The organism is Aquimarina sediminis, assembly GCF_002895435.1.
Classification (GTDB): Bacteria; Bacteroidota; Bacteroidia; order Flavobacteriales; family Flavobacteriaceae; genus Aquimarina; species Aquimarina sediminis.
This window is the reverse complement of the sequence record NZ_POYJ01000003.1, coordinates 297,358-316,128: the sequence shown is the minus strand read 5'-3', so window position 1 is coordinate 316,128 and position 18,771 is coordinate 297,358. Positions and strand designations below refer to the sequence as shown.

At 35.1% G+C, this 18,771-nt stretch carries 13 protein-coding genes; 10 read left to right on the top strand and 3 right to left on the bottom strand.

What is annotated here, in order from left to right; translation table 11 throughout:
* Window positions 1-12: 12 nt before the first annotated feature.
* A complete protein-coding gene (locus C1X07_RS09945; protein WP_103069861.1) occupies window positions 13-5,187 on the top strand; it encodes an Ig-like domain-containing protein in 5,175 nt (1,724 codons plus the stop codon).
* Between the two features lie 224 nt (window positions 5,188-5,411).
* On the opposite strand, the gene C1X07_RS09940 is transcribed toward C1X07_RS09945, so the two are convergent.
* Entirely contained in the window at window positions 5,412-6,665 is a 1,254-nt protein-coding gene (locus tag C1X07_RS09940; protein ID WP_103069860.1) for an ABC transporter permease, read from the bottom strand.
* 150 nt (window positions 6,666-6,815) lie between these two features.
* Here C1X07_RS09940 and purH point away from each other — a divergent pair, with 150 nt between their 5' ends.
* The 6 genes from purH (at window position 6,816) to rodA (ending at window position 13,997) form a co-directional block, all read left to right on the top strand.
* Window positions 6,816-8,348, top strand: a complete 1,533-nt coding sequence (purH, locus tag C1X07_RS09935; protein ID WP_103069859.1) for a bifunctional phosphoribosylaminoimidazolecarboxamide formyltransferase/IMP cyclohydrolase — start codon at window positions 6,816-6,818, stop codon at window positions 8,346-8,348.
* A gap of 42 nt (window positions 8,349-8,390) precedes the next feature.
* Window positions 8,391-9,419, top strand: coding sequence for a rod shape-determining protein (locus C1X07_RS09930; protein WP_103069858.1), 1,029 nt, complete (start codon window positions 8,391-8,393; stop codon window positions 9,417-9,419).
* A 134-nt stretch (window positions 9,420-9,553) separates the two neighbouring features.
* Window positions 9,554-10,366, top strand: a complete 813-nt coding sequence (mreC, locus tag C1X07_RS09925) for a rod shape-determining protein MreC (RefSeq protein ID WP_103069857.1) — start codon at window positions 9,554-9,556, stop codon at window positions 10,364-10,366.
* A gap of 3 nt (window positions 10,367-10,369) precedes the next feature.
* Window positions 10,370-10,876, top strand: coding sequence for a rod shape-determining protein MreD (gene mreD, locus C1X07_RS09920; protein ID WP_103069856.1), 507 nt, complete (start codon window positions 10,370-10,372; stop codon window positions 10,874-10,876).
* Window positions 10,873-12,744 (top strand): penicillin-binding protein 2, encoded by a 1,872-nt coding sequence (gene mrdA, locus C1X07_RS09915; protein WP_103069855.1) that lies wholly within the window; start codon window positions 10,873-10,875, stop codon window positions 12,742-12,744. Before mreD ends, mrdA begins: the two co-directional genes overlap by 4 nt.
* A complete protein-coding gene (gene rodA, locus C1X07_RS09910; protein WP_103069854.1) occupies window positions 12,744-13,997 on the top strand; it encodes a rod shape-determining protein RodA in 1,254 nt (417 codons plus the stop codon). The genes mrdA and rodA overlap by 1 nt, the downstream gene beginning before the upstream one ends.
* Window positions 13,998-14,005: 8 nt before the next feature.
* Here rodA and C1X07_RS09905 read toward each other — a convergent pair whose 3' ends face one another.
* A complete protein-coding gene (locus C1X07_RS09905; protein WP_103069853.1) occupies window positions 14,006-14,809 on the bottom strand; it encodes a DNA/RNA non-specific endonuclease in 804 nt (267 codons plus the stop codon).
* Window positions 14,810-15,544: 735 nt separating this feature from the next.
* On the opposite strand from C1X07_RS09905, the gene C1X07_RS09900 reads away from it, so the two are divergent.
* Genes C1X07_RS09900 through C1X07_RS25225 form a run of 3 tightly spaced genes read left to right on the top strand, consistent with a single transcriptional unit; the run spans window position 15,545 to window position 17,569 of the window.
* Window positions 15,545-17,134 carry a vitamin K epoxide reductase family protein gene (locus C1X07_RS09900; protein ID WP_103069852.1) on the top strand — a complete coding sequence of 530 codons (1,590 nt, stop codon included), beginning with the start codon at window positions 15,545-15,547 and terminating at the stop codon, window positions 17,132-17,134.
* Between the two features lie 59 nt (window positions 17,135-17,193).
* Window positions 17,194-17,370, top strand: a complete 177-nt coding sequence (locus C1X07_RS25015; protein WP_164914136.1) for a hypothetical protein — start codon at window positions 17,194-17,196, stop codon at window positions 17,368-17,370.
* A gap of 31 nt (window positions 17,371-17,401) precedes the next feature.
* Window positions 17,402-17,569: a hypothetical protein gene (locus tag C1X07_RS25225; protein WP_206604226.1), complete on the top strand. Its 168-nt coding sequence runs from the start codon at window positions 17,402-17,404 to the stop codon at window positions 17,567-17,569.
* 80 nt (window positions 17,570-17,649) lie between these two features.
* On the opposite strand, the gene C1X07_RS09895 is transcribed toward C1X07_RS25225, so the two are convergent.
* Window positions 17,650-18,762, bottom strand: coding sequence for an ABC transporter permease (locus C1X07_RS09895; protein WP_103069851.1), 1,113 nt, complete (start codon window positions 18,760-18,762; stop codon window positions 17,650-17,652).
* Window positions 18,763-18,771: the final 9 nt, after the last annotated feature.

Below are 18,771 nucleotides of genomic sequence, written 5' to 3'. Positions count from 1 at the left end.
AAAATCGATATTATGAAACATTCATACCTTAAAACCCTTTTCATATTCTCCGCCCTATTTTGGGGAACATATGAAACACAAGCCCAGTTTACAGAAACTTTTGAATCCCTATCGAATAATCAAACTACTTTTACCAGTAACACCCAACCCTTTGAAACTACAGGAGGTTTTAGATCTCAAACTAGTTTTCCTGGAACAGGTGCAAGTGGTTCTCATGTCTATTTAGATAACGATTCTAATCCTGGAGTTGGAACGATATATACAATAAAAACAACAAACAGTGCCAATTTTACAGCAAGAGATGTTGATATTTTTCTTTCTGTGGATAGTGGAGCCACTGTTGGAGGTAGTGGAGGAGTAATCATTAGAGGAAAGCAAGGTGCAACCACAATTTTTACGGTGGTAAAAAACTCTGGAATTCCTACAGATTTCACTTCAGATAATGGTTTTTTCAATATCGATTTCTCAACAGAAGGCGGAGTCGATAACACCTCAAAAAACATAAACACTTTAGAATTTGAACTAACCGGAAGCTTTGTTTATATCGCTGTAGATGAATTTACATTTGGTCCTGAAGATATTCCCGTGGATACAAACCCACCGTTCATTCAAACCATTGCATTAAGTGGCACCCCACCTACTACATCCAATCAGGTTGATTACATCGTTACTTTTAATGAAAATGCGAGTAATGTAACCATGGATGATTTTACTACAGATCCTACTGGTAGTGCTACAGGAACAATATCTGCTATAAGTGGCTCTGGAACTACCTATACCGTAACTGTAAATAGCCTATCAGGAGAAGGAACAATGAGTATAGATCTTAATAGCGGAACAGACATTATTGATGATCTGGGCAATGGTAATGGCACCAACGGTAACACTAGCGCTTTTACTGCCGGAGAAACACACACTATATCTTCTTGTTTTGAAGAAAGTTTTGAAAATTTTAATGTTGCAGATAATACTTTTGGCAGTAACGGATTTCCATTCTCCTCTACCAATGGGTTAGATGTATTTTTCTTAAGTAATGCTGGAGCTAGTGGATCTCACCAATATTTGGACAATAATGGTAGTGGCTCGGGAGCATATTCAATAAAAACTACTGGAGGAGAATTATTCACCATGAAAACTATTGATTTATACCTCTCATCTATAGTAGCCGGCACTACTCCAACCAACGATGGCACATTAACCATTAATGGTAAAGTTGCTAATACTACCGTATACACAATTACCAAAACTTCAGGTTTCCCTACCACAACAGTAGGTGACAATGGTTTTTTTAACCTTAACTTTGCTACAGATGGCGCTGCTGATTATACCACCACCAATGTAGATGAAATAGAGATAGTAATAGGTTCTGCATTTGTCTATCTCGCCGTTGATCATTTTGAGTTCTGTGAAGATGGTATTGTAGACACATTAGCTCCAGAAGTACAAAGCATAGCCGTATCTGGCAACCCAACAACATTAGACACTACTGTAAACTTTGTTGTAACCTTTAATGAAAATGCAGTTAATGTAACGGCTGATGATTTTTCTGTAGACACAACAGGAACTACTGGAAATATCACTGGAATTACAGGGTCTAACAACATATACACAGTAACCGTAGATAATATTTCTGGAGAAGGAACTATTAGCATTGACCTAAAAGCAGGTACGGATATCGAAGATGCATTAGGAAATAGTGGTTCTCTGGCTTTTACCAGTGGAGAAAACCATACTGTCTCTGCTTGTTTTGTTGAAGATTTTGAATCTTTTGCAGATGGCGTTTCTACTTTTACTAGTAATGGAATTCCTCTTTCGTCAACCAATGGATTGGTAGTAAAAAATCATGTTAATGCTGGAATAGGTGATTCTGACTACTTTTTGGAGAACAATGGAGCTGGAGCTGGTTCATATTCTATCAAAACAACGGATAGTTCTATTTTTACCGCTAGCACAATGTTCTTATACCTTTCCTCATCGGCTACAGGCACTGCACCGACCGCAGATGGTACTTTAACTATAAAAGGTAAAGTTGCGGGAGCGACTGTTTACACCATTACCAAAACAACAGGTTTTCCTACAATAATTGCAAATGGTAATAATGGATTTTTTCAATTAGATTTTGCTACAGCTGGAGCTTCTGACTTTAGTATCGTAAATGTAGATGAAATAGAAATAGAGATCCTATCAAGTTTTGTTTATCTGGCAGTAGATAATTTTGAGATTTGCTCAGATACCACAGCACCTAGAGTGCAGTCGATTACTCGCCAAACTCCATCAACATCACCAACGAATGCCGACACTCTTGTCTTCTCAGTTTTATTTAATGAAGCTGTTACAAATGTGGATACAGCTGATTTTTCTGTCTCGGGAACTACAGCTACTCCAACGTCAGTCGTTGATGAAGGAAGCAACACTTACTCCGTTACTATTTCAGGTGGTAATCTAGCTGCACTTAACGGAACTGTATCTTTAAGTCTGTCAGGGTCTCAAAACATTGTAGATTCTGCAGGAAACGCACTGGCTAACACAACCTCTATAGACACTCCTGAAAACTTTGAAATCGACAATGCGGCACCAACAGGTTACGCAATTGCTATTAATCAAAACCCAATCAATGCTGGCAATGATGACGCAGTAAGTTATACGTTTACCGGCGCAGAAGTAGGCACTACCTACAACTACACCTTTAGCACTTCCGGAGGTGCAGGTACTGTCACTGGGTCTGGAACCATAACTAGTGCAGGACAAACCATTTCAGGAATTGACTTAAGCGGTATTGCAGATGGTACAATAACACTTAGTGTAACACTAACTGACATTGCAGGAAACACAGGTAGTGCAGTCGCAGACACAAAAACCAAAGAAACTGTAGCGCCTACAGGATACTCTGTAGTGATTAATCAAAACCCCATCAATGCAAGTAATGATGATGCGGTAAGCTATACATTCAGTAGTGCAGAAGTAGGTACCACATACAACTACACTTTTAGTACTTCTGGAGGTGCCGGAACTATAACAGGATCTGGAACAGTAGCATCAGTTGGAGCAACTATTTCATCAATTGACCTAAGTAGTTTAGCAGATGGTACAATAACACTCAGTGTTACACTAACTGACATTGCGGGAAACACAGGTAGTGCTGCTACAGATACCGAAACCAAAGATACTGAAGCACCAACAGGATATACTGTAGTCATTAATCAAAGTCCAATTAATAGCAGTAATGATAATACCGTGAGCTATACATTTGCTACAGCAGAAGTAGGTGCAACTTATAACTATACCTTTAGCACATCTGGTGGAGCAGGAACCGTAACGGGATCTGGAACTATAACAAGCACCGGGCAAACTATTTCAGGAATTGACCTTAGTAGTATAGAGGATGGAACCATTACACTAAGTGTTACACTTACTGATATAAATGGGAACACAGGTAGTGCCGCAACCGACACAGAAACCAAAGATGCCAATGCTCCTGCCGGATATACTGTAAGTATTAACCAAAATCCAATTAACAGTAGTAATGACAATGCGGTGAGCTATACATTTACTGCAGCCGAAATAGGCGCAACTTACAACTATACCTTTAGCACATCTGGTGGAGCAGGAACTGTGAGCGGATCAGGAACCATAATAAGCTCTGGGCAAACTATTTCAGGAATTGATCTAAGCGGTATAGCAGACGGAACCATAGCACTAAATATTACACTTACTGATGTAAACGGAAACACAGGTAGTGTTGCAACTGACACGGAAACAAAAGATACTGAAGCACCAACAGGGTATTCGGTAACAATCAATCAAACACCTATTACGGCTACAAATGATACTGCCGTAAGCTTCACCTTTACAGCCGCTGAAGTTGGTGCAACTTACAATTATACATTTAGCAGTGATGGTGGCGGAACAAATATAACCGGATCCGGCACAGTAGCTAGTAGCGGAGAGACTATTTCTGGAATTGATTTGAGTACATTAGGTGACGGTACAGTAACTATAAACATTACTCTTACTGACAGCAGTGGTAACACCGGAGCCACAGCCACTAATAGCACTACAAAAGATGCCAAAAATCCAACAACCACCATTACATCATCAGAAAGTTCTCCTACAGGAGCTAGTACAATTCCTATAACAGTTACTTTTGATGAAACGGTTGGAGGTTTTTCTATAAATGATATAATAATAGAAAACGGAACCGCAGGAAATCTTACAGGCTCGGGGACGACCTATATGATAGATGTAACTCCTATTTCTTCAGGAATAGTTACCATAGATATTCCTGCAGATGTTGTAATAGATTTTTCTGGAAATGGAAATTCTGCAGCGCAACAATTCGCAATTACTTTTGATAATATACGACCATCTGTAGTAATTCAAAACGCACCTACACTCACCAATATGGTTTATACAACTACTTTTGAGTTTAGTGAAAACATGAATGGTTTTACTCTGGAAGATATAATTGTAAACAATGGAACAGCTAGTAATTTTACAATTATCGATCCGAATACCTATACTGCTGTCATTACACCTACTACAGAAGGAGAGGTGACCATTGATATTAATGAAAATATAGCTACTGATGCTGTTGGCAATACTAATCTTGCAGCTACACAAGTTGTGAGTAATTTTGATGAAACCGCTCCAGAAGTAACCATCTCCTCTACAGAAACCTCGCCAACACGCAATAGCTCGATAACTATAGATATTGAATTTACAGAAAGTGTAATTGGTTTTCAAGAAGGAGATCTTAGTATCGTAAATGGATTAATCTCTAACTTCTCTGGCTCAGGCACAAATTATACTGCTGTAATAACCCCAATAGCTTCAGGAAGTATAAGTATAGATATCGCTATTGCAGTAGCTAATGACGAGGCCGGGAATGGAAATATTGCAGCAACACAGTTTAGCATTGTATACGATGGCACTTCCGATACTAAACTTAATGAGTTAAAAGTATACCCCAATCCAAATAATGGAATTCTTAATATTTCAGGAAAAACGAATAGTCTGATCAGAAATATCGAGATATTCGACATGTTCAATAGACGAATCTTTACTCAAAGAGTAACTAGATACAACACTATTAATTCTTTTGACATCACAAGTCTTCCTGCAGGGTTATACCTTGTTAAAGTAAACACTGCAAATACATCTATAACCAAAGAATTTATCAGACAGTAGTAACTATAAATTACCATTTAAGAAGTAAAGCTAGGATAATTATCCTGGCTTTACTTTTTTTGTTGCGATAAACTCAAATAACAACAAAGGCTATTCCCTACAGATATAAATCTGAAAATGAGAAAAGCTTAGCACAGCCCCGAACAACTACAAGTAATTTTTACCTCAAAAAATCAAGTAACACAAAGAGGTCTAATCGGGGTAAGTTCAAATCAGAAAGACATTTACATTCCTGTCCTAATAGCCTCAACAGGATCAAGTCTTGATGCTGACACCGCAGGCAAAATACCAGCAATCAAACCAATAAGTGTAGAAGAAAACATCCCCCAAAACATATTTGCTCCAGAAAGCACAAATTCAAAATCTCCTGTAAATTGAGACGCAAAAATAGAAATCAACCAAACCAACAATAATCCAATTAACCCTCCAAAAATTGCAAGAATAATAGCTTCAAATAAGAATTGAAATAATATAAATCGCTTTTTAGCACCAAGGGCTTTTTGAATCCCTATCAAATTAGTACGTTCTTTTACACTCACAAACATTATATTGGCTATTCCAAAACCTCCTACTAATAATGAAAACATTCCTATAAACCCTCCTATTGTAGACATTGTACTTGTTATGTTATCTATAAAATCAGTAAACCCTTGTAGTTGATTTACAAAAAAATTATCAGACTCATCTGGTTTTAATCCTCGATACGCTCTCACTTTTTGTTTTAAGGCAGCTATAAACTCAGGCACATCAATACCAGATTCTGGTTTAATGATTATAGCAGGAAAAGTAGATTTATTATTATCACCAAATATTCTTCTAACCAAATTAACAGGAAGAATCACCAACGTATCTTTACTATTTCCAAAAAGCCCAGACCCTTCTTTTTGTAGCACTCCTATCACTGTGAGCTTTCTTCCATATAGGCGTACTTTTTTCCCAATTGGATCACTAGACCCAAACAAGCTATTGGCTATTTCATCACCTATTACTATTACAGGTGCACCAGCAACAGATTCTTGCTCATTATAAAACCTTCCTTTTACAACTTGCAACTCTTCAATATCGTAATAATCATTTGTTACAGGAGCAACCTCTACATTGCTGATACTTTCATCCTTGTACTTTATTGTTTCGGGAGAGACATTTAAAATAAAGCTAGCCGCTTTAAGATCTGGCATCGACCTATTTATATGCTGATATTCTTCAAAAGTAACATCAGGAAACTGTTCTCTTTTCCATTGGGGTATATTTGTAGGGCCAAACGAGAAACGCATCAAATAAATAGTACTATTATCCAATGAGCTAATACTGCCTTTTATCTCTTCTTTTAAAGAATCTACTGCAGCCAGAACCCCGATAATCGAAAAAATTCCAATAGTAACACCTAATAAAGAAAGAAATGTACGCAATTTGTTATTTCTAAGCGCATTAATTGCGAAATTAAAACTTTCCTTAAGTACTCTAAGATAGATCAGCATGCTCTATTTTTTGAATCGGATTTTGTATTATTTAAAGATAGGACGTTTTCCTTATGTTTTTGTTACAATATATTAAAAACAATTACACATAATTGGTTGTCTAATTGGATACTAAATTGCTATTTTTGCGTTTTATAACTAAATTTTCTCATGAGCAACACTAAAACTGCTAAATCAGCATTAATTTCTGTATTCAGTAAAGACGGATTAGCACCTATTGTAAAAAAATTAGACGAACTTGACATTACTATCTTCTCTACTGGTGGAACCGAAAAATTTATTAGAGATTTGGGTATTAATGTTATACCTGTAGAAGATGTAACTTCTTATCCTTCAATTTTGGGAGGAAGAGTAAAAACCCTTCATCCTAAGGTTTTTGGAGGAATTCTAAATCGTCAAAACAACGATGGTGATGTTGCTGAGCTAGAGCAGTACGAAATCCCGCAAATAGATATTGTTATTGTAGACTTGTATCCTTTTGAAAAAACTGTAGCTTCTGGTGCAGAAGAGCAAGATATTATTGAGAAAATTGATATTGGTGGAATTTCGTTGATTAGAGCTGCTGCCAAAAATTTTGCTGATGTAACCTGTGTTGCTTCTGTAGATGACTATGCAGAGTTTTTGACTGTTATTTCTGAAGGAAACGGTAGTATTTCTCAGGAAGACCGTAAACGTTTTGCTGCCAAAGCATTTAACGTATCCTCTCACTATGACTCTGCTATTTTTAATTACTTCAATAGTGATCATGAGATAGCTTCTCTTAAAGTAAGTGAAACCAAAGGTAAAGTATTACGATATGGTGAAAACCCACATCAAAAAGGATTTTTCTTTGGAGACTTCGATGCTATGTTCGATAAACTACATGGTAAAGAGTTATCTTACAACAATCTACTTGATGTAGATGCAGCGGTTAACTTAATGAGTGAGTTTAAAGGAGAATCTCCAACCTTTGCTATTTTAAAACACAATAATGCCTGTGGTTTGGCTCAAAGAGAAACTGTACTTCAGTCTTATACCGATGCATTGGCAGGTGATCCTGTTTCTGCTTTTGGAGGGATCTTAATCAGCAACTCCGAAATTGATGTAGCAACTGCAGATGAAATTCATAAATTGTTTTGTGAAGTAGTTATCGCTCCTTCTTTTAGCGATCAAGCTTTAGAAGTTTTAAAAGGAAAGAAAAACCGAATTATTTTAGTTCAAAAAGATATCGCACTACCAAAAACTCAAATGAGATCATGTCTTAATGGAGCCTTGGTACAAGATAAAGATCTTAAAACTGACACATCAGAAGATTTAAAAACCGTTACAAAAATAACTCCTACAACAGAGCAAATAGAGGATCTTTTGTTTGCTTCCAAAATATGCAAACACACTAAATCAAATACCATTGTTTTTACTAAAGGGAAACAACTGTTTGCTAGTGGAACAGGCCAGACTTCTAGAGTAGATGCATTAAAGCAGGCTATAGAAAAAGCGCAATCATTTAATTTTGATCTAAGCGGAGCAGTAATGGCTAGTGACGCCTTTTTTCCATTCCCTGATTGTGTAGAAATAGCAGACAATGCAGGCATTAAAGCAGTAATTCAGCCTGGTGGTTCTATCAAGGATCAATTGAGTATAGATTACTGTGATCAAAACGGAATTGCAATGGTTATGACAGGAACACGTCATTTTAAACATTAATTTTATTACATTTACTGAATTTTAACCCCTTTTTTGACTTTTATGGGATTTTTTGACTTCTTTACCGAAGAGATCGCAATAGATTTAGGTACCGCCAATACATTAGTAATTCATAATGACAAAGTAGTGGTGGATAGCCCCTCGATTGTAGCCAGAGATATTATGACTGGTAAAATTATTGCAGCTGGAAAAGAGGCTGCCATGATGCAGGGTAAAACCCATGAAAACATAAAAACTATTCGCCCTCTTAAAGATGGAGTAATAGCCGATTTTGACGCCAGTGAAAAAATGATAAGCATGTTTATCAAAGATATCCCGGCATTGAAGAAAAAGCTTTTTGCTCCTGCTCTTCGTATGGTAATATGTATTCCTTCGGGAATTACAGAAGTAGAGATGCGTGCGGTAAAAGAAAGTGCAGAACGAGTAAACGGAAAAGAGGTTTATCTTATACACGAACCTATGGCAGCTGCCATAGGTATTGGTGTAGACATCATGCAACCAAAAGGGAACATGATTGTTGATATAGGTGGGGGTACTACAGAAATTGCCGTTATCGCCCTAGGAGGAATTGTTTGTGACAAATCGGTTAAAATTGCGGGTGATGTGTTTACCAACGATATTATCTACTATATGCGAACACAACACAACCTATATGTTGGAGAGCGTACCGCGGAGAAAATAAAAATACAAATTGGAGCCGCAACAGAAGACCTAGAGTTACCACCAGAAGAGATGAATGTTCAAGGACGTGACTTACTAACTGGAAAACCAAAACAGGTTCAGATCTCTTTTAGAGAAATGGCTAAAGCACTTGACAAATCTATCCTACGTATAGAAGATGCCGTGATGGAAACACTATCACAAACACCTCCAGAACTAGCTGCAGATATCTACAATACTGGTATTTATCTTGCTGGAGGAGGCTCTATGCTTCGGGGATTAGATAAGCGTTTATCACAAAAAACTGATTTGCCAGTGTATATTGCAGAAGACCCGTTAAGAGCAGTAGTAAGAGGTACAGGAATTACACTTAAAAACTTAAACAGATATAAAAGTGTACTTATTAAATAATGTCATAAAAAAACATTCCTTGTAACATACCTAAATTTCTGATTTTACGTTATCCTGCTTTAATACTTGTCAAGTAGTAACTCTTGGCTATATAAAATAACGTTTAACCAAAGAAGTTATCATATTTTAAAATTATGCAGCAGATTATTAATTTTTTAATTAAGAATAAACATTTTCTGCTATTTCTTTTATTATTATTTCTTTCGCTAGTATTCACTATACAATCGCATTCATATCACAAATCAAAATTTGTAAGCTCAACCAATTTTTTAAGTGGCGGGATATATGGCTGGCAGCATTCTATTAGTGATTATTTTGGGTTAAAAAATGAGAATAAGAGGTTATTAGAAGAAAATGAACGTCTTCATAATCAATTAAGCGCTTTGGGGGTCGACTCTGTTGCTACCCAGTTTTTGGACACAACATCATTTAACACCCCTTATACATATACAAAAGCAAGAATAATCAAAAATGATTATAGCAAAATTGACAATTACATTCTAATAAACAAAGGAGAAAAAGACAGTATTTTTGCGGATATGGGAGTGATAACTGACAAAGGTATTATCGGGATAATAGAAAACACTTCAAAAAATTATAGCAGAGTAATTTCTATACTTAACAGTAACTCTCGTATTAATGCTGGATTAAAAAAATCCAATCAATATGGTTCTTTGGTCTGGAACGGAAAAGACCCCAATATAGTACAACTGGAAACGATACCTCGACAAGCACTTATCAAAGAAGGAGACACCATAATAACACACGGGCGATCAACTATTTTCCCGAAAGGAATTGGGATTGGCACAATTGCATCCTACAGATTAAATCAAAATAAAAGTTATTATCTTATCGATGTTAAACTATTTAATGACATGAGTAATATTGGCTTTGTCTACGCCATAAAAAACAATAATGCTGATGAAATTAAAAGTTTGGAAAACTAAATTATGAATAGAGACACACTATTACATATTATACGGTTCATTGGTTTGATTTTGGTTCAGGTGATTGTCCTGAATCACGTCAATTTTTTAGGTTTTCTAAACCCTTACATCTATATTATTTTTATCCTTCTTGCTCCCATTAATATTAATAGGAGTCTATTTCTTGTAATTAGTTTTTTACTTGGGCTAACCATTGATATGTTTGGAGATTCTGGTGGCGTACATGCAGCAGCTTGTACAATTATTGCATTCTTCCGTCCAATAGCTCTAAGATCAGTGTTTGGACTTAGTTATGAGTTTCAGACCGTAAAATTAAGTAATGTAAGATTTGGAGAACTATTTGTCTATGTAATCATAATGGTTTTAACACACCATATTGTGCTTTTTTCGTTAGAAATTTTTAACTTCTCTCACATACTATTAATCACCAAAAAAGCGTTATTCTCCAGTCTATTCACAATAGTGACAACCATGCTGGTTTTGGTATTGTTTAGAAGAAATAATTCATGAGAAAGTTACTACTCTACCTAATAATTATTACCACTGGTATTGTATTTGTTGCAAGATTATTTTATTTGCAAATTTACAACACCTCTTTTGCTTCTTTATCAGAAGACAATGCCATCAAAGTAATTTATGACTACCCTCAAAGAGGTTCTATTTACGACAGAAACGGCAAACTACTTGTCACAAATCAACCATCATATGATGTTATGGTTATTCCTCGAGAGTTAAAACCTTTTGACACCTTAGAATTTTGCTCTATTCTTAATATTAAGAAAGACAGACTTATCAAAAGGCTAAAGAAAGCCAGAGTTTACTCACCTCGAGTACCTTCAATTGTGATACCTCAATTAACCAAAGATGAGTATGCCTACCTTCAAGAAAAAATGCGAAAATTTGAAGGTTTTTATATCCAAAAACGATCCCTGAGAGATTATCAAACTACGAATGCGGCAAATGTATTAGGATATATAGGTGAAGTAAATGAAGCTTTGATACAAAAAAACCCATATTATCTTTCTGGAGATCTTATTGGAATTGATGGTGTAGAGAAACAATATGAAAATGAGCTTAGGGGGATCAAAGGAGTAAAACGTATTCAAAAAGATAGATTTAACAGGGATATAGGACCATATAAAGAAGGTAAGTACGACACACTTCCTGTAAACGGGAAAGATCTTACACTAACCCTCAATGCAAAATTGCAAGCTTACGGTCAAAGACTTATGCAAAACAAAAGAGGAGGAATTGTAGCGCTCGAACCTTCTACCGGAGAAATATTAGCACTTGTAACAGCGCCTACTTACAAACCTGAACTATTAGTTGGAAGAAAAAGATCCCCTAACTTTACCAAATTATATTATGACACTATAGCCAAGCCACTTTATGATAGAGGTCTTCAAGGCGAATACCCTCCAGGGTCTCCTTTTAAAACAATAAACGCCTTAATAGGGTTACAAGAAAATGTTATCGATATCAAAGAAGGCGTCTCTTGTAGAATGGGATATTATTATGGTAAAAATGGACGTAAATTAGGATGTCACTCCCATAGAAGCCCATTAAGTATGATTCCCGGTATAGCCAATTCCTGTAATGCTTATTTCGCAACAGTATACAGAAGAATAATCGAAAAATACAATACTCCTCAAGAAGGAATGGAAAATTGGAAAAAACACGTTGAAAGTTTTGGTCTAGGAAATTATCTGGGATACGATTTGCCTACAGGAAAAAAAGGAAAAGTACCCACCGCAGAATATTACAATAGGGTATATCAGTACCCAACTTATAAATGGTATGCTTCGGCTACTCTATCTAACTCGATTGGACAAGGAGAGGTTCTTGCAACCCCCATTCAATTAGCCAACATGACAGCAGCAATTGCAAATAGAGGTTATTACTACACCCCTCATATCATAAAAGCAATCAATGGCAACCCTATTGAAAACGAAAACTACACTATCCCTAAGGTTACCACTATAGACAAAGAGCATTTCGAACCTGTAATAGAAGGAATGCACCAAGTATACACCCAAGGTACCGCTAGCTCTCTACAAGTTAATGGGATTGAAATTTGTGGGAAAACAGGTACTGCAGAAAACTTTACTAGAATAGATGGAAAGAGAGTTCAACTTACAGATCACTCTGTCTTTGTCGCTTTCGCCCCAAAAGATAACCCCAAAATTGCGATTGCAGTATTTGTAGAAAATGGATACTGGGGTTCTCGCTATGCGGGTAAAATTGCATCTTTAATGATTGAACAACATATAAACGGTACAATTTCTAGAACAGATTTAGAAAATTGGCTACTTACTCACAGTCTCGAAGAAGAATATGCCAAACCATATAGTGGTGAACCCTTTAATATCAACCAATAATGGCAAGATCTAGTATAGCTGCAATAGATTGGATAACAGTCCTATTATTTCTATTATTAGTGGGTTTTGGGTGGATTAATATATACTCCGCATCATACCAAGATGGAAGTTTCTCTTTAACAGATTTCTCTCAACCTTATATCAGGCAAATCTATTGGATCTTATTAAGTATCGCTCTGATAATTATCACTCAAGCCATAGAAGCTAAATTTTATGAACGTTTCGCCGGATTGATTTATGTGGTATCATTACTTTCTCTTCTTGGACTCTTTGTTTTTGGAAAAAATATAAATGGTGCCACTTCGTGGTATCAAATTGGTCCTGCTGGCTTACAACCCTCAGAGTTTGCCAAATCCTGTACTGCATTGGCTTTAGCCAAATTCTTAAGCGATATGCAGACTAACATAAAACTACTTGGTTACCAGGTAAGAGCTTTTTTAATTATTGCGATACCTGCAGTTCTCATTATACCACAACCCGATCCTGGAAGTGCCTTAGTGTATGCTGCATTTTTCTTTCCTCTTTACAGAGAAGGTTTAGCCGCTATATATCTTATTGTAGGAGCTTCTGCTGCCGGGTTATTTATACTTACTTTACTTTTTAATCCAGTATGGGTTGTTCTTGCGATTGCCTCAATTATGCTGTTTATATTAATCAAAAACAGAAAACGAAAACCAAAATACTCTAGGTACCTACTCACTATTGCAGTAGTAGCTGGATTCTGTTTTTCTGTAAATTACATCTTTAACAATGTATTTGAGCAAAGACATAGAGATCGTTTTAATATTGTTTTAGGCAAAGAAGTAGACTCAAAAGGTATTGGGTATAACACAAACCAAAGTGAAATTGCTATCGGTAGCGGTAGCTGGACCGGTAAAGGATGGAAAGAGGGAACGCAAACTAAAGGAGGTTTTGTACCAGAACAACATACTGATTATATTTTTAGTACTGTTGGAGAGGAATGGGGCTTTCTGGGAGCCTCTATGGTGGTAATACTCTTTGTTTTATTACTTATCAGGCTGATTCATTTAGCCGAAAGGCAAAAATCTCAATTTAGTAGAGTCTATGGATACAGTGTTATTGGTATCCTCTTTATTCACTTTGCAATCAATATAGGTATGGTTATTGGTCTTATGCCTACTATTGGAATTCCTCTACCCTTTTTTAGTTATGGGGGGTCTGGATTATGGGGGTTTACTATTTTGCTTTTTATCTTTATCAAACTAGATTCTAACCGTGTAAATGAGTGGTAAAAACAGCATCAAAACTTCCACTCTTTTGCCATTGAAGAAGCCTCTAATCGATCTTCAATTTTATCATCCAAAGCGGTAAAAAAATCGATTCCGGTTAGCTTTTCTAATTTATCAACAGCTACTACAAATTTTTCTAAAGGTTTCTTTGTATCCTGATGAGGCACTAAAAAAGCTACCATCTTGGGATTACTCGAAGATTTATCTAAAACAACTTTATAAAAATATTTTGGCACAGATACATGCTCATATCCTATTGTAGGAAGATCATCCGTTAAAACACCACCCGTTACCACATATACTCCATCATATACTTTTGCCCAATATCTTATCTTTTGTTCCAAATGATTCCAAACACCACTATTAAACTCATGATTTTGAGGTGATATATTTGAGGTAAGAAAAGTTTCTTCAAAAGCATCATATGTATACCTCCTATCAGCAGCAGGGCATAAATGCCCCTTATCATATCCCGACTTTTTGTAGTTACGCCAATCTGCAGACATTGACTTTACTTTTTTATCCTCCTCAAAATAAGGTCTCTTAAAATCATTAGAGGAGACATGTTCTCTTTTTAATTCATACGCAACCCACTCTGCTTGTTCATGCTTTTCTGAATAAGATAACGTATAGTTATTATGAACTACAACAGCTCCTGTTGTAGAAGTAGGCAAATAGAAAAACCCAAGTTCTGAAGAGTCTCCATTTTCCTTAGTAGAATAACTCTTTTGATTATCTACATACCCTTCAAAATAATAAAATCCAATCGTTACTATAATTATCAATAACGGGTATACATATTTTCTTTTGTTCATCCTGTATGGTAACTTGTATTAAAGCAAATGCGAAATTATTAAAATAAAAGGACATCTTGAATCAGTATTAACTAATAATATTATGCACAAAGCACCAAAATTAACCAGCTCAAAATCATTAACTTACATAAAACATATGGTAAAACCGTAAAAAAAACGATGTAAACTCACATACGACATAAAGAATTATCTTCTATATTTACATCGTCTTAAAACGTTTACTCAGTTACAAGGGCTTTGTAATTAAACTGATTAAGTTGTTTAGGATTATAATTCACACAAATCATCTTAATACCTTTATAAAGGTATTAAAACACAAAGTAAATCTTATCATTATCTTTGATAAGATTTTTTTTTTACTTTTAACATTCCATATTCATTCGGCATTTCTAAATATTAATCGGTAAGGAGCTAAGAACCAATATTATCACTAGTAATTTAACATGCTTTACAAAAAATTAACAGTATTCATCAATGTTAATTCTTCGCAACAACAAACCACAACAAATACCTCAATATCAACAATTTAAATCGTTTTTACTTCAAACATAAGGTTTTACCTTATATTTTTTGAGCTAAAAACCCCTGCTGTTACCTAATAAAATCTTTACTTTAGAGTGAAGGTAATTTTCTGAAGTGAATTGACCAGCACAACTTATTTCTAACGTAGTTATATTCCCCCATAATCTAAATCCCTCAGAAAATTACTATTTATTATGACCTAATCAGATACAAATGACCAATACTATAGAAAAAATTGTTGAAAGTGTTCTTATTCAAAACAGAATAGGTAATTATGATAAAAAGGATCTAGAGCTACAACTACAAATACATCCTAATTATCCAAGTTTTCAATCTATAACTGACACTTTAGATTATTTTAATATTGACAATATTGCTGTAGAGATTCCTATTGATGCATTAGATCAGCTACCAAAAAGTTTTATCTCGCTAATATCCACGGAGACTGGAGAAGAAATTGTTGCTATAGTCAAAAAAAATGACAGCGTAGAACTTAAACACACAAGTTTAAAAAAGAAGAAATTCACACTCGAAGAATTTAAAGAAATTTGGATTCCTAAAGTAATAGCTGTAGAGTACAATGCAAAACAAAAGTTTATTTCTAACCAATCTATCCTTCAAAATGTGCTATTTGCGGGATTAGCAATAAGCATTGTTTTTCTTCTTTTCAATAGGCACTGGAGTATCAACCAAGTCATTTTCATGATTCTGTCGTTTTCAGGTGTAGTTTTTAGTTTTTTTGCTTTACGAGAAAGTTTAGGAATACAATCTCAGGCCTTACATCAATTTTGTACATCAGTCGGAAACACAAGTTGTAGTGATGTTATAAACAATAATAGCGGAAAAATACTAAAAAACTTCACTTTAGCAGATGCTGGAATGGCTTTCTTTGGCTCAATACTATCCTACCAATTATTCTTTGGGTTCAGTAATATTCTGTTAATTCTTTCATTAATGGGTATTCCGTTTATTCTGTATTCTTTATACTCTCAAGCATTTATTATAAAAAAATGGTGTGCTTTATGCTTGGCGATAAGCTCAATATCCATAGGATTAGCTATTGTAGCTATATATAGCACATCATTCAACCTTGACACCCAGTCAATTGTGAGTTTCGTTATGATATCTTCGTTATTTACTTTGACTTATTTGTACACCAAAGAAAAAATAAAAGAAAACAAAAAATACAAAAGTGAAAATTTAAAGCTAAACCATTTCAAGCGAGATGCTCAGATTTATAGCCATTTATTAAATATCTCTGATAGAATTGAAGAAAACGCAACTATTGAAAATGAAATTGTACTAGGTAATCCCAATGCCAGTTTTAAAATTATCAGCCTTACAAACCCTATGTGCGGCTATTGTAAAGATGCTTTTGAAGCCTATACTCGTGTTTTAAAAACTATGGGAGATAAGCTTCAAATAATTATTAGACTTAATGTAAAAACTGATGATATTGATAACGAAGCAACGCAGATTGCACTAATCCTTTTTGAGATCTATCGTAATCAAGGAGCTAATGAATTTATCACCGCCTATAATAAATGGTTTACGGACAGAACCTATAGTAAATGGGTAAAGGAGTATGGTTTGCCTCAAAATAATATGAATACTATAGAAATTTTTAATAAACAATATGCCTGGGCCGAAAGGAATAACCTGTATTACACTCCGGCATCACTCATAAACGACACCTTATACCCTAAAAAGTATAGTTACGAAGAGTTTTTTCATTTTATGAATATCATGATTGAAAATCATGGTGATAGTGTTTCTGAGTCACAGGAACAAGTAGAAATTTAAGTTAATATATGCAAAAGCTCTATCGTAGAATTAATTATTAATCTTAAAATCAATTTCACATGAAAAATTTAAAATTAAATGGTGCTAAGCCACTTTCTAAAGAGCAACAAAAAGATGTAAACGGAGGAAAAACACCTCTTGTTTTTATGTCAGCTAAAAGGCGTGGTTGTAATCCTGCGTTAAGCTGCTGTTATCATAATGGAACTACTTGGGTACAAGGACCTCCTTGTTTCTAAAAATATTCTTTCTGATTCAAAACTAAAAGTCATGAAAGAGATTGAAAACTTAAAAAATATTAAAACACTTTCAAAAAAAGATCAAAGCCATATTAGTGGTAATGGTCTCGTTATTTGTCGTGTTTTTTGCCCGACATATTGTATTTGTTTAGGTGACAGATGCGAATATCCAAATGGTGCTTATTGTTCACCTTTATAAAGTTAAAACTAACAACAAGAGGGTTTAGACCATGTCTATAACTCTCTTGTTTTAATGAGAATCAATCTACTCCCTTCGAATTACTCCTTTACATCTAATGCATCTCGTAGGGCATTACCTATCAACATAAATGCCATTACTAAACTCATAATACCTAACCCTGGAATAATTGCGAGATAAGCTTTACCCAAAATAATATAAGAGTAATGATCTTTTATCATTGCTCCCCAACTGGGCATTGGTGGTTGCGCTCCTATACCAAGAAAACTTAGCCCGCTTTCAATAAGAATTGCACCGGCAAAATTAGCAGCGGAAATTACAATTACTGGCGCCAGACTATTGGGTAATATATGTTTTGTAATGATTCTTAAATTGGTAAATCCCATTGCTTTTGCAGCGGTAACATATTGCATGTGTTTTACACCTAATACCTGCCCTCTAACCACTCTTGCTACCTCAACCCACATTGTTAGCCCTACGGCGATAAAAACCTGCCAAAAACCTTTTCCTAATGCCAAAGTTATTGCAATCACCAATAATAAAGTAGGTATTGACCAAGTAACATTAATTAACCACATAATTAGAGTATCAATTTTCCCTCCAAAATAACCCGCTATAGCTCCTAATGATATTCCCAGAATTAGAGAGATTAACACTGCAACAAAACCAATTGAAAACGAAATGCGAATACCAACCAACATCCTGCTTAGCAAATCCCTACCATACTTGTCGGTTCCTAATACAAAAGTCTGAGTTTTGATATACGTATTGGATATATCATCAGGAGTGGAACCTTCAGGAAAACGTTCGAGTTTTATTTCTTTAGATAGTTCCACAACTTCTCCTTCACTATATGGGAATACTTTTAAAACATTATTTTTAAATACATATTGCTCTATAGGTATTTCTGTATCCGTATTTTTTTCTCCAAAAAATATCTTATTAAAAAAGGATTGTTCAGAAGAATCATGAGAAGGAATGGTTAGCATTTGTACTTTGAAACCTGGAGGCTTTGAGTGAATAGACAAATGCATCTGGTTTGCATTCTGAGAATTATCAGGAGCAAAAACGTAAGCAAATATTGCTACAATTGCACAAAAAACGATAAAATAAAAACTCAAAACGCCCCAAAAATTCTTTTTAAATTTTTGGAGCGCTAGTTTACTTAAAGAATTTGATTTTGTTTCTGGCATTAATACATA

Bases quoted from the DNA above. Each gene is read 5' to 3' on its own strand.
- C1X07_RS09930 (WP_103069858.1), top strand. From the start codon at position 8,391: ATGGGATTTTTTGACTTCTTTACCGAAGAGATCGCAATAGATTTAGGT.
- mreC (WP_103069857.1), top strand. From the start codon at position 9,554: ATGCAGCAGATTATTAATTTTTTAATTAAGAATAAACATTTTCTGCTA.
- rodA (WP_103069854.1), top strand. From the start codon at position 12,744: ATGGCAAGATCTAGTATAGCTGCAATAGATTGGATAACAGTCCTATTA.
- mreD (WP_103069856.1), top strand. From the start codon at position 10,370: ATGAATAGAGACACACTATTACATATTATACGGTTCATTGGTTTGATT.
- C1X07_RS09895 (WP_103069851.1), bottom strand. From the start codon at position 18,762: ATGCCAGAAACAAAATCAAATTCTTTAAGTAAACTAGCGCTCCAAAAA.
- mrdA (WP_103069855.1), top strand. From the start codon at position 10,873: ATGAGAAAGTTACTACTCTACCTAATAATTATTACCACTGGTATTGTA.
- C1X07_RS25015 (WP_164914136.1), top strand. From the start codon at position 17,194: ATGAAAAATTTAAAATTAAATGGTGCTAAGCCACTTTCTAAAGAGCAA.
- C1X07_RS09940 (WP_103069860.1), bottom strand. From the start codon at position 6,665: ATGCTGATCTATCTTAGAGTACTTAAGGAAAGTTTTAATTTCGCAATT.
- C1X07_RS25225 (WP_206604226.1), top strand. From the start codon at position 17,402: ATGAAAGAGATTGAAAACTTAAAAAATATTAAAACACTTTCAAAAAAA.
- purH (WP_103069859.1), top strand. From the start codon at position 6,816: ATGAGCAACACTAAAACTGCTAAATCAGCATTAATTTCTGTATTCAGT.
- C1X07_RS09905 (WP_103069853.1), bottom strand. From the start codon at position 14,809: ATGAACAAAAGAAAATATGTATACCCGTTATTGATAATTATAGTAACG.
- C1X07_RS09945 (WP_103069861.1), top strand. From the start codon at position 13: ATGAAACATTCATACCTTAAAACCCTTTTCATATTCTCCGCCCTATTT.
- C1X07_RS09900 (WP_103069852.1), top strand. From the start codon at position 15,545: ATGACCAATACTATAGAAAAAATTGTTGAAAGTGTTCTTATTCAAAAC.